This window comes from Mucilaginibacter gossypii, assembly GCF_017569325.2.
Lineage (GTDB): Bacteria > Bacteroidota > Bacteroidia > Sphingobacteriales > Sphingobacteriaceae > Mucilaginibacter > Mucilaginibacter gossypii.
In genome coordinates, this window is sequence record NZ_CP071878.2 from 4,537,995 (window position 1) to 4,552,859 (window position 14,865).

8 protein-coding genes, 2 tRNA genes and 3 rRNA genes are annotated in these 14,865 nt (G+C 43.9%); 5 read left to right on the top strand and 8 right to left on the bottom strand.

The window, feature by feature from the left end; all coding sequences use genetic code 11:
* Positions 1 to 121: 121 nt before the first annotated feature.
* The 6 genes from J3L18_RS18905 to J3L18_RS18930 form a co-directional block, all read right to left on the bottom strand.
* Positions 122 to 361, bottom strand: coding sequence for a hypothetical protein (locus tag J3L18_RS18905; protein WP_110585715.1), 240 nt, complete (start codon positions 359 to 361; stop codon positions 122 to 124).
* A gap of 207 nt (positions 362 to 568) precedes the next feature.
* Positions 569 to 680, bottom strand: a 5S ribosomal RNA gene (gene rrf, locus J3L18_RS18910).
* Positions 681 to 994: 314 nt separating this feature from the next.
* Positions 995 to 3,874: ribosomal RNA gene (locus J3L18_RS18915) — 23S ribosomal RNA — on the bottom strand.
* A 225-nt stretch (positions 3,875 to 4,099) separates the two neighbouring features.
* A tRNA-Ala gene (locus J3L18_RS18920) sits at positions 4,100 to 4,176 on the bottom strand.
* Positions 4,177 to 4,276: 100 nt separating this feature from the next.
* Positions 4,277 to 4,351, bottom strand: a tRNA-Ile gene (locus tag J3L18_RS18925).
* A gap of 212 nt (positions 4,352 to 4,563) precedes the next feature.
* Positions 4,564 to 6,084, bottom strand: a 16S ribosomal RNA gene (locus tag J3L18_RS18930).
* Together the 16S, 23S and 5S rRNA genes with 2 tRNA genes alongside form the textbook arrangement of a ribosomal RNA operon.
* Before the next feature lie 1,613 nt (positions 6,085 to 7,697).
* Here J3L18_RS18930 and J3L18_RS18935 point away from each other — a divergent pair.
* The 4 genes from J3L18_RS18935 to porD all read left to right on the top strand — a co-directional run bounded on the left by J3L18_RS18935 (position 7,698) and on the right by porD (position 11,202).
* Positions 7,698 to 8,624 carry an outer membrane protein assembly factor BamD gene (locus J3L18_RS18935; RefSeq protein ID WP_129571687.1) on the top strand — a complete coding sequence of 309 codons (927 nt, stop codon included), beginning with the start codon at positions 7,698 to 7,700 and terminating at the stop codon, positions 8,622 to 8,624.
* A gap of 31 nt (positions 8,625 to 8,655) precedes the next feature.
* Complete coding sequence (locus tag J3L18_RS18940; RefSeq protein WP_090529735.1) at positions 8,656 to 8,988, top strand: DNA-directed RNA polymerase subunit omega; 333 nt, start codon at positions 8,656 to 8,658, stop codon at positions 8,986 to 8,988.
* 121 nt (positions 8,989 to 9,109) lie between these two features.
* Positions 9,110 to 10,312, top strand: a complete 1,203-nt coding sequence (gene coaBC / locus J3L18_RS18945; RefSeq protein WP_129571686.1) for a bifunctional phosphopantothenoylcysteine decarboxylase/phosphopantothenate--cysteine ligase CoaBC — start codon at positions 9,110 to 9,112, stop codon at positions 10,310 to 10,312.
* Positions 10,309 to 11,202 (top strand): type IX secretion system protein PorD, encoded by an 894-nt coding sequence (porD, locus tag J3L18_RS18950; RefSeq protein WP_091173673.1) that lies wholly within the window; start codon positions 10,309 to 10,311, stop codon positions 11,200 to 11,202. The genes coaBC and porD overlap by 4 nt, the downstream gene beginning before the upstream one ends.
* Before the next feature lie 355 nt (positions 11,203 to 11,557).
* Here porD and J3L18_RS18955 read toward each other — a convergent pair whose 3' ends face one another.
* Both J3L18_RS18955 and J3L18_RS18960 read right to left on the bottom strand, forming a co-directional pair.
* The gene (locus tag J3L18_RS18955) at positions 11,558 to 12,085 is read right to left on the bottom strand and encodes an adenine phosphoribosyltransferase (RefSeq protein WP_129571685.1); all 528 of its coding nucleotides are present in this window, start codon (positions 12,083 to 12,085) and stop codon (positions 11,558 to 11,560) included.
* Positions 12,082 to 12,951 carry a ComEA family DNA-binding protein gene (locus J3L18_RS18960; protein WP_129571684.1) on the bottom strand — a complete coding sequence of 290 codons (870 nt, stop codon included), beginning with the start codon at positions 12,949 to 12,951 and terminating at the stop codon, positions 12,082 to 12,084. Before J3L18_RS18960 ends, J3L18_RS18955 begins: the two co-directional genes overlap by 4 nt.
* Positions 12,952 to 13,028: 77 nt before the next feature.
* Here J3L18_RS18960 and J3L18_RS18965 point away from each other — a divergent pair, with 77 nt between their 5' ends.
* Positions 13,029 to 14,783, top strand: coding sequence for a bifunctional lysophospholipid acyltransferase family protein/GNAT family N-acetyltransferase (locus tag J3L18_RS18965; RefSeq protein ID WP_129571683.1), 1,755 nt, complete (start codon positions 13,029 to 13,031; stop codon positions 14,781 to 14,783).
* Positions 14,784 to 14,865: the final 82 nt, after the last annotated feature.

A 14,865-nucleotide genomic window follows, 5' to 3' on the forward strand; every position in this document is an offset into this window, starting at 1 on the left:
TACAAGTAAGCGCCAATGCTCCGAAACCACCATTCCCCCCACACAACCAGACACCCCAACAAACAAAAAAGGCCCGCCAAACCCTGGCAGACCTTTTAAATCCTTCTACAAAACCAATCCCTTATTCCTTGCTCTTCTTCTTAGCAGGTTCAACATACTTTTCACCAAGGGCTTCAAGCGCGGCGATGAGTTTTTTGCGTTCTACGGCATTATCAGGCACGGTAGCCAGCTTTTCGCGACGGGCTTCCTCCACCTTGCGGATCTTCTCGTCAAAAGCCTTATTGATTTTATCAAGCTCGGGCGTGGTATCCAGTTTTGCTATTTCTGCTTTAATTTGGGCTGCTAATTTTTCAAATTCCATGGGGCTATTTTTGGAAGCGCAAACATAAAAAAATGATTGTAAGTTATTATTACCACAATAAAAAGTATGCGTGTTAACTTGTATTTTTTGTTGCCGCTGAAGCGCGCCATGGAGAGTATGACAGGCTTATCAAACGGCCAATAAACGCAAAAAGCCTTAGTTATTAGCTAAGGCTTTTGCGATTATTGCACTATTGAAAGTGATAAAGGGTGGCACCGACCTACTCTCCCACGTTTTACCGCAGTACCATCGGCTCTGGCGGGCTTGACTTCTCTGTTCGGAATGGGAAGAGGTAGACACCGCCGATATAGGCACCTGAATTTCTTTTGGTTCATTTGTTCATTCGTTCAGTAGTTCATTGGTATGAGCTTACTGATGAATGTTCATTTTATCGAACCTATTATTTTATTTGTTTCCTGTTCTTTTATCCACCATGCTTAGCCCTAATGAACCAATGACATCAATGAAACCAATGAACATTTTACAAATGACATATTATTGAAAGAAGTGATTGAATGTAAGAGAAAACAACAGCTTTTGTTGTTTTTGTTGTCACCGGCTCACTTATCCCTCATTCTACGATATTGCTACCAATGAACTACCGAACAAATGAACCAGTGAACGTTTTTCTATCTGAAGAAAGCTTCGGGCAATTAGTATTACTCGGCTATGATGTCACCACCTTTATACCTGTAACCTATCAACGTAGTAGTCTCCTACGACCCTCAATGGAAGTCTCATCTTGTGGCTAGTTTCGCACTTAGATGCTTTCAGCGCTTATCTATTCCCAACGTAGCTACTCTGCAGTACACCTGGCGGCATAACAGATTCACCAGAGGTTAGTCCAACCCGGTCCTCTCGTACTAAGGTCAGCCCCACTCAAACTTCCTACGCCCACAACAGATAGGGACCGAACTGTCTCGCGACGTTCTGAACCCAGCTCGCGTGCCACTTTAATGAGCGAACAGCTCAACCCTTGGGACCTTCTCCAGCCCCAGGATGTGACGAGCCGACATCGAGGTGCCAAACCTCCCCGTCGATATGAGCTCTTGGGGGAGATCAGCCTGTTATCCCCAGCGTACCTTTTATCCTTTGAGCGATGGCCCTTCCATGCAGAACCACCGGATCACTATATCCGTCTTTCGACCCAGCTCGACTTGTCTGTCTCACTGTCAAGCAAGCTTATGCTATTGCACTCCACGTACGGTTACCAAGCGTACTGAGCTTACCTTTGAAAGCCTCCGTTACCTTTTTGGAGGCGACCACCCCAGTCAAACTACCCGCCAAACAATGTTCTCCTCTTTGAAGAGTTAGACACCAAATACAGAAAGGGTGGTATTTCAACGTTGACTAACCGACTCCTAGCGAAGCCGGATCACAGTCTCCCACCTATCCTACACATCCTGTATCCGATATCAATGTTAAGCTATAGTGAAGGTGCATGGGGTCTTTCCGTCCCGTTGCGGGTAACCGGCGTCTTCACCGATACCACAATTTCACCGAGCTCATGGCTGAGACAGCGCCCAGATCGTTACACCATTCGTGCAGGTCGGAACTTACCCGACAAGGAATTTCGCTACCTTAGGACCGTTATAGTTACGGCCGCCGTTTACTGGGGCTTCGATTCAATGCTTCGCCTTGCGACTAACATCCCCTCTTAACCTTCCAGCACCGGGCAGGTGTCAGGCCATATACGTCATCTTGCGATTTTGCATAGCCATGTGTTTTTGTTAAACAGTCGCCTGGGCCTTTTCACTGCGGCTGACATTGCTGCCAGCGCCCCTTCTCCCGAAGTTACAGGGCCATTTTGCCGAGTTCCTTAGCCATGATTCACTCGAGCACCTTAGGATTCTCTCCTCGACTACCTGTGTCGGTTTACGGTACGGGTTTTTATTACCTGAAGCTTAGCGGGTTTTCTTGGAAGTCTGATTACCTGAACTATCACCTTGTCCGAAGATTTGGTGTACTATCAGCTTTCAGCAAAGTCTGCGTACTTAACTACAAACTCTATACCTACAGCCTTTAACGAACTATTCCGTCAGTTCGCGTCAGTGTCACTACTCCGTCACCGCATCGCAGTAATAAAAAGTACTGGAATATTAACCAGTTGTCCATCGGCTACGCCTGTCGGCTTCACCTTAGGCCCCGACTAACCCTGATCCGATTAGCGTTGATCAGGAAACCTTAGTCTTTCGGTGGGCGGGTTTCTCTCCCGCCTTATCGTTACTTATGCCTACATTTGCTTTTCTATTCCCTCCACAGTCAGTTACCTTCCTGCTTCGCCGGATAATAGAATGCTCCCCTACCAGTCATATTAATATGAATCCATAGCTTCGGTATACTGCTTGATGCCCGTTTATTATCCATGCCCGATCGCTCGACTAGTGAGCTGTTACGCACTCTTTAAATGAATGGCTGCTTCCAAGCCAACATCCTAGCTGTCTGTGCAATCGGACCTCGTTAGTTCAACTTAGCAATAATTTAGGGACCTTAGCTGATGGTCTGGGTTCTTTCCCTCTCGGCCATGGACCTTAGCACCCATAGCCTCACTCCAGCGTATATTATAAAGCATTCGGAGTTTATCTGGATTTGGTAGGATTTGACTCCCCCGCACCCAATTAGTAGCTCTACCTCTTTATAACTCAACCGCCAGGCTGTTCCTAAAAACATTTCGGGGAGTACGAGCTATTTCCCAGTTTGATTAGCCTTTCACCCCTACCCACAAGTCATCCGGAAACTTTTCAACGTTTATCGGTTCGGTCCTCCAGTACCTGTTACGGCACCTTCAACCTGCCCATGGGTAGATCACAAGGTTTCGCGTCTACCTCCCCTGACTATACGCCCTTTTCAGACTCGCTTTCGCTTCGGATCCGTGTCTTAAACACTTAACCTTGCCAGGGAAGAGTAACTCGTAGGCTCATTATGCAAAAGGCACGCCGTCACCCGTTGCCAGGCTCCGACCGCTTGTAAGTACACGGTTTCAGGTTCTATTTCACTCCCCTGTTCGGGGTTCTTTTCACCTTTCCCTCACGGTACTGGTTCACTATCGGTCTCTCAGGAGTATTTAGCCTTACCGGATGGTGCCGGCAAATTCCCACAAGGCGTCTCCGACCTCGCGGTACTCAGGATACCACTATCCTACTATCAATTACCCGTACGCAGCTCTCATGCTCTATGGCCGGGTTTCCCACCCCGTTCCGGTTCTCTTTAATATTCATGTTGTGGTCCTACAACCCCTGCTATGCCGTAACATAACAGGTTTGGGCTTCTTCCATTTCGCTCGCCACTACTCTGGAAATCACTATTGTTTTCTCTTCCTCTGCTTACTTAGATGTTTCAGTTCGGCAGGTTAGCGCATTTATGCAGTTATTCTTCAAATAACTAGGTTTCCCCATTCGGAAATCTGCGGATTAATTCATATTTGCTAATCCCCGCAGCTTATCGCAGCTTATCACGTCCTTCTTCGCCTCTGAGAGCCAAGGCATCCCCCGTGTACCCTTTCTTACTTTCTTCTACTCTTGCGCCTTTTGCGCCGCAAGGTATGTCTTTATTTTAGTCCGTCATTGGTTCATTAGTTCATTGGTTCATTAGTATTACTACTTATTTACCTTTGAAGTCTTGAATTCAACAACTTCCTATCTGTTGTTTTCTCTTGTTTTCAATTACTTCTTCCAATATGTCAAAGAACGTTAGTTTTCATCTGTAGCGTAACCTATATTATAGTTACTGTAGAATACTTGGTGGAGAATAACGGATTCGAACCGTTGACCCCCTGCGTGCAAGGCAGGTGCTCTAGCCAGCTGAGCTAATCCCCCGAAGGATAAATTAATTAGTGATTTGGTGATTTATTGAATTAGTGATTGCTTTTCAATTCACTAACTCACTAATTCCTTAACTCGCTAATTGCCTTTATAGTAGTCCCGAGCAGATTTGAACTGCTGACCCCTACATTATCAGTGTAGTGCTCTAACCAAGCTGAGCTACAGGACTAGTTGTTTTTAGTTGCAGTTATCAGTTGCAGTTTGCAGGACTTTTCTGCCTACTGCTGCTGCCACTGCTTACTGCCACTTGTCCTGTGCTTACTTTCGTTTGCACATTCCACAGATGGCTTCATCTTCTGGGTTTCCTTTTGTCTTTTTGTTTGTGTTTTAAGAAATATCATGTAGGTAACAGTTCCGAGTCTATCAGAGATTCTGCTCCAGAAAGGAGGTATTCCAGCCACACCTTCCGGTACGGCTACCTTGTTACGACTTAGCCCCAGTTACCGACTTTACCCTAGGACGCTCCTTGCGGTTACGCACTTCAGGCACTTCCAGCTTCCATGGCTTGACGGGCGGTGTGTACAAGGCCCGGGAACGTATTCACCGCGTCATTGCTGATACGCGATTACTAGCGAATCCAACTTCACGGGGTCGAGTTGCAGACCCCGATCCGAACTGTGAATGGCTTTAAGAGATTGGCATCCTGTTGCCAGGTAGCTGCCCTCTGTACCATCCATTGTAGCACGTGTGTAGCCCCGGACGTAAGGGCCATGATGACTTGACGTCGTCCCCTCCTTCCTCTCTATTTGCATAGGCAGTCTGTTTAGAGTCCCCACCTTAAATGCTGGCAACTAAACATAGGGGTTGCGCTCGTTGCGGGACTTAACCCAACACCTCACGGCACGAGCTGACGACAGCCATGCAGCACCTAGTTTCGTGTTCCGAAGAACTGTGACGTCTCTGTCACATTCACTAACTTTCAAGCCCGGGTAAGGTTCCTCGCGTATCATCGAATTAAACCACATGCTCCTCCGCTTGTGCGGGCCCCCGTCAATTCCTTTGAGTTTCACCCTTGCGGGCGTACTCCCCAGGTGGAACACTTAACGCTTTCGCTTAGACGCTGACCGTATATCGCCAACATCGAGTGTTCATCGTTTAGGGCGTGGACTACCAGGGTATCTAATCCTGTTTGATCCCCACGCTTTCGTGCCTCAGCGTCAATCATACTTTAGTAAGCTGCCTTCGCAATTGGTGTTCTGTGACATATCTATGCATTTCACCGCTACTTGTCACATTCCGCCTACCTCAAGTACATTCAAGCTCTTCAGTATCAAGGGCACTGCGATAGTTGAGCTACCGTCTTTCACCCCTGACTTAAAAAGCCGCCTACGCACCCTTTAAACCCAATAAATCCGGATAACGCTTGGATCCTCCGTATTACCGCGGCTGCTGGCACGGAGTTAGCCGATCCTTATTCTCAAGGTACATTCAACCCGGTTCACGAACCGGGGTTTATTCCCCTGCAAAAGCAGTTTACAACCCGTAGGGCCGTCTTCCTGCACGCGGCATGGCTGGTTCAGACTTCCGTCCATTGACCAATATTCCTTACTGCTGCCTCCCGTAGGAGTCTGGTCCGTGTCTCAGTACCAGTGTGGGGGGTCATCCTCTCAGATCCCCTAAACATCGTCGCCTTGGTATGCCGTTACCACACCAACTAGCTAATGTTGCGCATGCCCATCTTGATCCTATAAATATTTGATTATAATACGATGCCATATCATAATGTTATGCGGTCTTAATCTCTCTTTCGAGAGGCTATCCCCCTGATCAAGGTAGGTTACATACGTGTTACGCACCCGTGCGCCACTCTCATTAGGAGCAAGCTCCCAAATCCCGTCCGACTTGCATGTATTAGGCCTGCCGCTAGCGTTCATCCTGAGCCAGGATCAAACTCTCCATTGTAAAATGCTTTGTTTAACCACTGACCCTATTATTAATTAATAGAATCTGTATTATATATCTTTATACAGTCTCTCTTCTTTTTGTAACTCTTCAATCTTCCTCTGCCTTAGCTTTGGTTAATCTCCCGTTACGCTACATGATTTCCATTTCTTAAAAGAACTTGCTCGCTTCATCATCCGAATCAGCTATTATGTCGTCGCAATCTTCATCGCTTAACTTGTCAGTTTGTTTCCCCGAAAATCGCTTTCGGCTCTCTTGTTTTACTCATTAACTATTGTTAACTTTCTTCCTTCTTTTATTGACTGAACTCGCTCAGCCTCAACTTCTTTTGCTCTTTCAAGCTCCCTTCCGTTTGGGTCTGCAAAGGTAGAAAACCTTTTCTTATTTCCAAAACTTTTTTATTTTTTATTTTTCAAAGTTTCAGACCCGCTTCTCTCTCTCCTTTTCCTCTTTTGCGGGCTGCAAAGGTGTGGATTTTTTTTCATTCCCACAAAAAGATTTTAATCTTTTTTTCCTTTACTTTTCTATCCTTTTCAATGTACTAACCCCGCTTAACTCGCTTCCTCGTTTGCGGGCTGCAAAGGTAGCCACTTTTACGCCTTCTCCAAATTATTCTTTACTATTTTCCTTAATGTTTCCTTAACTAACTATTCCTCAACGAGAAAAAGTTTATACTCTCGTTTAAAAACTTTACTACGCTCTTTATTTCTACTCCCAGCCGCTTACAAACTATCGTTTACCATTTGTTTATACTATATATAATAAGCCACTCCGAGCCAAAAACAACTCTAATACGTATACCCTATCTTTCTATTATTACATAGTGCAACGCTTTTATACTAATAATACACGCTCAAACTATGGATACACTGACATTGGAGCTCCATTGCTATATATACATTATTAGTTTGGGTTAGACGGGAAGTAAATATTAACGAAAGCGGGTTACTAATGTAGTATCCACGTTATGGATTGAAGCGGATACCGGCCAATGAGCGTAATGCCCGCAGGTGTATGAGCGGATAGCCCGGCCAAAGGCAACGCCCAAATCTTATTTAATAGTAAAGCTGAAATCAAGCAACATTCACTACCACCAGCATGATGCTTAACCAAACTGTAGTTGTATGCCGCCGGCGCACCAAAATATTTTTTCCGCTGCAACCCTTTTGCACCTCTGGTGCAGCCGGCCGATTCTTTAATTTATATACTTTTATTTTCTGTTATTTACTAAAGCTGGCCATATCATCATCCAATGTCATTATCAAATTACTTAGAGAGATTTATAAGTAAAACCTTTTGTTGTGTATATGGCCTGGTGTCGCCATTTAATAATATTGAAACGCGAAGCATTCGCAATCAATCTCACTGAATACATCATTAACATCGCCCAGACCGTATGGCTTTCCACTTTAATGAATTTTCAAAAACCGACCTTTATCATATAAGAAACAACCATTTTAATCCTATTAGTTTAGCAAGTACACCACATCAAAACCCGCAATAGTTAAAAGATGTTAAATACGCTTTATATATAGGCATTGAGCCAAAGCGTCGTTATATATTAGCAGCTAAATAAAAATTGATTGATTTATATTATTAACTATCTTTGCAGAATGTTTAAAAAGCAACTAACGTTATTAGCCAGTGTTTTAGCTATCGTAATTATTACGTTTGGCAGTTGTAAAAGCAAATACGAAAAGTTAAAAGCCAGTAACGATTACGCTAAAAAATACCAAGAAGCTATTAAGTATTATAATAAAAAGGATTACAACAAAGCTTTAGGTTTATTTGAGGTGCTGGTGGAGAGATACCGTGGCCGTGAAGGTGCAGAAGATCTTTTTTATTACTACGCATTTACGTATTACAAACAAAAAGATTATACATCGGCAAGATATCATTTTAAAACATTCGCCGATACCTATCCTTCAAGCCCAAGAGCTGAGGAATGCCGCTTTTTCTCTGCTTATTGCTACTACCTTGATTCGCCGATATATTCGCTTGACCAGGATAATACGTTAAAAGCTATCGACGCTTTGCAGTTGTTTATTAACCTTTATCCAAAAAGCGACCGTGTGGCCGAGGCCAGCAAGCTGATACAAAATCTGCGCGATAAATTAGAAACCAAAGCTTACGCCAACGCCAAACTTTATTTAACCATCAGCGATTATCAATCGGCAGTGATTGCGTTCAACAATGCACTGCGCGACTATCCTGATACCAAATACGGCGAGGAAATGGAATACCTTATTGTTAAAGCGCAATATCAGTATGCTTACCATAGCTTTGAAACCAAACAGGAAGATCGTTTTAAACAGGCTATAGCTTATGCCGATCAGTTTGCCGAAAAATATCCGAACAGCAAATACCTGCACGAAACTCAGGCATATGTTAAAGACAGCCAGCAGGGCATAAAACAGGCGCAGCGTTTAATTGCCGAAGCAATGAGCAATGAAAAAACCGCAAAGAAACTTTTAAAGAAAGATACCGTAACAACAACATCGCCATCTGAAAAAAATCAGCCGCAAAAAATACCATATTAATTAAGATATATTAAAGAGTTTAAATTAAGATATGACAGCTAACAACAGTAATAAACCAGCAGCAGCCAGCAGCACTGTAACCCGCGATTTACGCGAGCTGGATACCAAAACAGAGAACATCTATGAGTCGCTTGTGATTATGTCAAAAAGGGCAAACCAGATCTCGAACAACATTAAAGAAGAGCTTCACCAGAAACTTTCTGAATTTGCATCATCAAATGATAACCTGGAAGAAGTATTTGAAAACCGTGAGCAAATTGAAATTTCAAAGTACTACGAAAAATTACCTAAACCGTCATTAGTTGCCGTTCAGGAATTTTTAGATGGTAAAGTATACTACCGTAACCCAACTAAAGAAGTTTAGTCTCTCGGCTCCTAAAAAAGCAGCTTCGGAAATTTATTTATATCGTGAAAAACTCCCCTATCGGGAGTTTTTTCTATTTTAGCCTATATTTATCCTTTCGCCTATTGGCGGATCTGAGCTTATGCTTAAAGACAAAAACATTGTTTTAGGAGTTTGCGGCAGTATTGCAGCCTACAAATCGGCACTGCTGGTTAGGCTGCTGGTTAAAGCTGGCGCTAACGTTAAAGTGGTGATGACTGCCGATGCCACTAACTTTATTACACCGCTTACACTATCAACGCTTTCAAAAAACCCGGCGCTGGTTGATTATTTTAAGGCCGATACCGGCGAATGGAACAACCATGTTGAACTTGGGCTTTGGGCCGATATGATGGTTATTGCCCCCGCCACGGCCAACACCCTTGCTAAAATGGCTAACGGCCTTTGCGATAACCTGCTTAGCGCGGTATATCTTTCGGCCAAGTGCCCTGTTTATTTTGCTCCGGCTATGGACCTGGATATGTGGCTGCACCCGGCTACCCGCCAAAACGTAAGCAGGCTGCAATCATTTGATAACATCATGATTCCGCCCGGTAACGGCGAACTTGCCAGCGGTTTGCATGGTGAAGGCCGGATGGCCGAACCTGAAGAAATTGTTGCTTTCCTGGAAGCTGAATCAAAAAAAAAACTCCGTTTAGCCGGTCATAAAATATTGGTAACCGCCGGGCCAACTTATGAAGCTATAGACCCTGTACGGTTTATCGGCAACCATTCGTCGGGCAAAATGGGTTTTGCTATCGCGGATGAACTGGCTTTGATGGGGGCCGATGTTACTTTAGTGACCGGGCCTACTGCGCAAATCAGCAAGCAGCAAAATATAAAACGGGTTAATGTTATTTCGGCGGCACAAATGTTAGAGGCGTGCTTAACCGCTTATGGCGATGCGAAGGCTTGCATTATGAGCGCTGCCGTTGCCGATTATACCCCGGCTGATGTAGCAACTCAAAAGATCAAGAAAAAAGACGACGATCTCAGTATCGAACTGAAGAAAACCACTGATATATTAAAAACGCTCGGCGAGGCCAAACGGGAAGGACAAATTTTGGTTGGTTTTGCTTTAGAGACCAACGACGAGGAAATGAACGCGATAACCAAGCTGCAAAAGAAAAACCTTGACTTTATTGTACTAAATTCGCTTAATGACGCGGGTGCCGGTTTTGCAGGCGATACCAATAAGATAACCATTATTGATCGTGAGCTTAAGAAAACTACCTTCGAGCTGAAAAGCAAGGAAGCAGTAGCCCGCGATATTTGCAATAAAGTTGCCCAACTGATAAACGGATGAAAAGATTGCTGCTTTATACTTTGCTGATGTTTCTTTGCTGCCGGACTGTAGCCCAGGACCTGAATGCACGTATACAAGTGTTATCGCCCAAGATACAGGTTGCGAATAAGCGCGTTTTTCAAACGTTGGAAACTGCCATGAAGGATTTCCTTAACGGCCGCAAATGGAGTGCTGATCCAATTTTGCCGCAGGAGAGAATAGATTGCAATTTTGTGCTGAACATTACCAACTGGGATGGCAGCAGTAATTTTACCGGCGAACTGCAAGTACAATCGTCCCGACCGGTTTATGGCACATCCTATACCTCTACCCTATTAAATCTTAATGATAAAGATATTAGCTTTAGTTATACCGAGGGCCAGACTATTGATTATACCGATCAAAATTTTCAGGGAAATTTAAGTTCGATCATGGCTTTTTATGCCAACATTATTATCGGTCTTGATTATGACACGTTTTCAAAATTTGGCGGCACGCCATATTTTTTAGCTGCACAGACCATCGTAACCAATGCGCAAACATCATCATATGGTGGCTGGAAAGCGTTTGATGGCAATGTAAACCGTTACTGGTTATCCGAAAACCTGAATAATAAACTATATAACCCGCTGCGCAGCTTTTTGTATGATTATCACCGCAACGGCCTTGATTTAATGGCCGATAATGTAAGCAAAGGCCGTAAAGCTATTGATGCCTTGCTGCCTTTACTACAGCAAATAGACCGGCAGCGTGTGGGTGCGATGCTTCCGCTTATATTTTACACAGCAAAAAGTGATGAACTGGTTTCCATTTACAGCAAGGCCGATAACCAGGAACGGTTAACTGCCATGAACCTATTTTTAAAGCTCGACCCTGCGAATGGGAATAAATATCAAACGTTGCAGAAATAATCCTTACTGTTAGTTTGAAAACAAATAAAGAAGTTGAGGAACGGCAAAGTAATCCCTACTTACAAGAGCAGGCTTTTTAGTTTGGCTTATTGATAATTACAATTTGTAAGTTAAAGATTATTTCCATTTCGATCAGCTTTATAATATGGGCGTTGCCTGCGGCCCGGACTGTAACGTTACAAGTCCTCGCGTTCCCCATTGCAAAGTCATTCGCACGCTGCGGGCTTTACACTTCCATCCCTAACGCGGTCCCGCACAGGCCCGCAATTACCAACCAAACTGTAAGCAGGACAAGCGTTGTCCATACCCTCCGACAAAAAAATCAACAAAATGGATAGCCCATTTTGTTACGGGCTTAATAATTCGCCAGTACTATCAGCTTATCACAAATAGGTATAATCCTTTCTTTTCCATTCAAAAAACCAAGCCCGACTACAAAGGAAAAACCGGCAACTATACCGCCCATTTCCTTAATAAGTTCGCTGGCTGCAGTCACCGTACCACCGGTAGCCAGCAAGTCGTCATGTAATAATATATGCTGGCCGGGTTCAAAGGCATCTGTGTGTAATTCAATAGTAGCGGTACCGTACTCCAGCTTATAAGCTTTTTGTTTTATAGTGAAAGGCAGCTTACCCGCTTTACGCACGGGTACAAACGGCACCCCTAATTTGGTTGCCAGTGTGAGCCCAAACAGGAAGCCCCTGCTTTCGATACCGGCCACCGCGTCAATACGGGTTCCCTGCAATTGCTCAACAAAAGCATCGATGATGCTTTCGCATAATCCGGGGTCTTTCAATATGGGCGTGATATCTTTAAAAACAATTCCCGGTTTCGGAAAATCGGGAATATCCCTTATGGCTGCTTTAATTTGCTGGGCTATCATTTGAAAACTAAATAAGGTCCAATTTTACGCAAAATTCCGTCATTAAGTATCGCAATATTTTTTAGATCGGTCAAATCATTGTAGTTACCATGCTCATCGCGGTAAGCTACAATGGCATCCATTTGTTTGTAGCTGAGATAGGGGAAGCGCTTAAGTTCATTAAAGGTAGCCGTATTGATGTTCACCTTAATGATATGTTTGCCATCAACCGCAATACCGGTTTCAATCTGGCCGTACTTTTCCTTATCAATGCCATAAACCTCCTTCAACTGCTCTTTATTGTAAAACCCGCCTATCCGCTCCCGGTAATGAACAATACGCCGGGCAAATGCAGGGCCAATCCCATGGATCATGGTAAGCCTCGCCGAGTCGGCCGTGTTGATCTCTATCACTTCGCCTGGTTTGGTTTTATTTATGTAATAAGCGGGGCCATCGGGCAGGATAATATAGGGCTCAAGAAGTTTATACTCCGCCGGGCTGATGCTGTACATTTTTTGCACATCGCCTTTGGTGAAAAAACGTCCGCCCTTTTCTTCATAATGCTTAATTACCTCTGCCTGATGTTCAGTGAGGCCAAGTTTTACCCAACTGGCAAGGGGTAAGTTATTGGGATTAAATTTAAAGAGTGTAGCAAGCCGGGCATTGCGATTACCGGCAGAAACTTCGTCCCCTTCCGTAAGATCGCCCGTTTTATCGGAATCCGTTATCGCTTTATCAAAAGCCTTAAAATTTATTATATTATCTTTGCGGTTTGCCTGAAACATATAAGGAGCCAGCAAAACCATTGCAATTAAAACAATCAACACTACCATACCGTTCCACTCTTTTTTAGTGACAGACAGGTAGTTTTTAATTTGCGGCCTCATTTATAATATGTTCCAGGCGTTAAATTAAATAAAAATTTAGGATATTTATTTGTTAAAACATACTGCTATTAAAAACAATGAAAGTTATAACCACCGAAGAGTTTGCCAAAGCCACCAAACTGGATAAGTTGAAAATGCCGGGCCTGGCCGCTTTATTGATGGAACTAATGAAAATAAACCAGGTTAACGACCTGTTTGCCCAGGCACAGCCCAAGCAAGGCCCTGAGTTTGTTGATGCCATATTAGAAGGTTGTGGTATTGATGTTGAGTTTGATGAACGAGAGCTCCGTAACATACCTAAAGACGGGGCATTTATCGCTATAGCCAATCACCCATACGGTGGTATTGAGGGTATGGTGTTATTAAAAATCCTGTGCATGGCCCGCCCCGATTCAAAACTGATGGCCAACTTCCTGCTTAAAAAAATCCCCAACCTTGCCGACTATTTTATAGCGGTAAACCCTTTTGAAAATGTTGAACATTCATCAAGCATAAGCGGCCTAAAAAACACCCTTGAGCTATTGAAACAGGGCACCCCGATAGGTATTTTCCCCGCTGGCGAGGTATCAACCTTTAAAGTTGAGCAAAAACAGGTGACCGACCGTATGTGGCACCCGGTTGTAGGTAAGATCATTGCTAAAGCCAAAGTGCCGGTGGTTCCTATTTATTTTCATGGTAACAACGGCCTGTTGTTTAATCTGCTCAGCTTATTGCACCCTGCCCTGCGCACAGCCAAGCTACCGTCAGAGTTGTTTAATAAACACGGGCATACCATTAAACTACGGATAGGTAAGCCCATTAACGTAACGGAGATTCCGGAGTATACCAATACCACTAAGCTCCTTAACTTTCTGCGCGCACGTACCTATGCTTTAGGTACCGGCCTGGAAGAGGAAAAAAAAATCTTCAGCCCTCGAAACCTGTTTAAGATCAAACGCGAAGCCGAAGAGGTTTCTCCTGAAATAGATAGTGCCATTCTTGAAAAAGAAATTGAGCCGCTTCGCGAAACCTATAAGGTTTGGACTGAGAAGAACTACGAGGTATTCATCGTTCCGACGTCAACCATCCCTAATGTGATACGGGAAATAGGCAGGCTGCGCGAGATCACTTTCCGCGAAGTTGGTGAAGGTACAAACAAAGCTATCGACCTTGATGAGTACGATATTTATTATCATCACCTGTTCATCTGGGATTTTGAAGCCAAACGGATTGTAGGCGCTTACCGCATTGGTTTGGGCGACGAAATATTTTACAGTGTCGGCAAAAAAGGATTTTATGTAAACGAGTTGTTTAAGCTCAAAACCCAGTTTATACCTGTATTGCGCCGAAGCCTTGAGCTTGGCCGTTCATGGATCCGCAAGGAGTATCAAACCAAACCTTTACCGCTATTCTTATTATGGAAAGGTATCCTCAAATTCCTGATCGATAATCCACGTTACCGCTACCTGATTGGCCCTGTAAGTATCAGTAATTCCTTTTCAAAATTTTCCAAATCACTCATTGTTGATTATATAAACCGCAACCACTTTGACCATGAAATGGCTCAATATGTTAAACCGCGCAAAAAATTCAAGGTTGATTTTGCTAAAATTGATACCGACCTGCTCATGGCCGGTGAAGACAGCTTTAAAGGTCTCGACAACCTGATATCAGAGGTGGAAACCCGGAACATGAAAGTACCGGTATTGCTCCGTCAGTACATTGCCCTAAACGCTAAGATCATCAGCTTCAACATCGACCCTAAATTTGCCGACTGCCTAGACGGTTTCCTGGTACTCGATCTTGAAAAAGTACCGCAGGATATACTGGATAAGCTTGGTAAAAACTTGTAGTAAATCTTCAATCCATAGAAACAAAGAGACACCGGCTGGCCGGCTCTTTTTTTATAGCGATATTAAATCATTACCCAAAGCA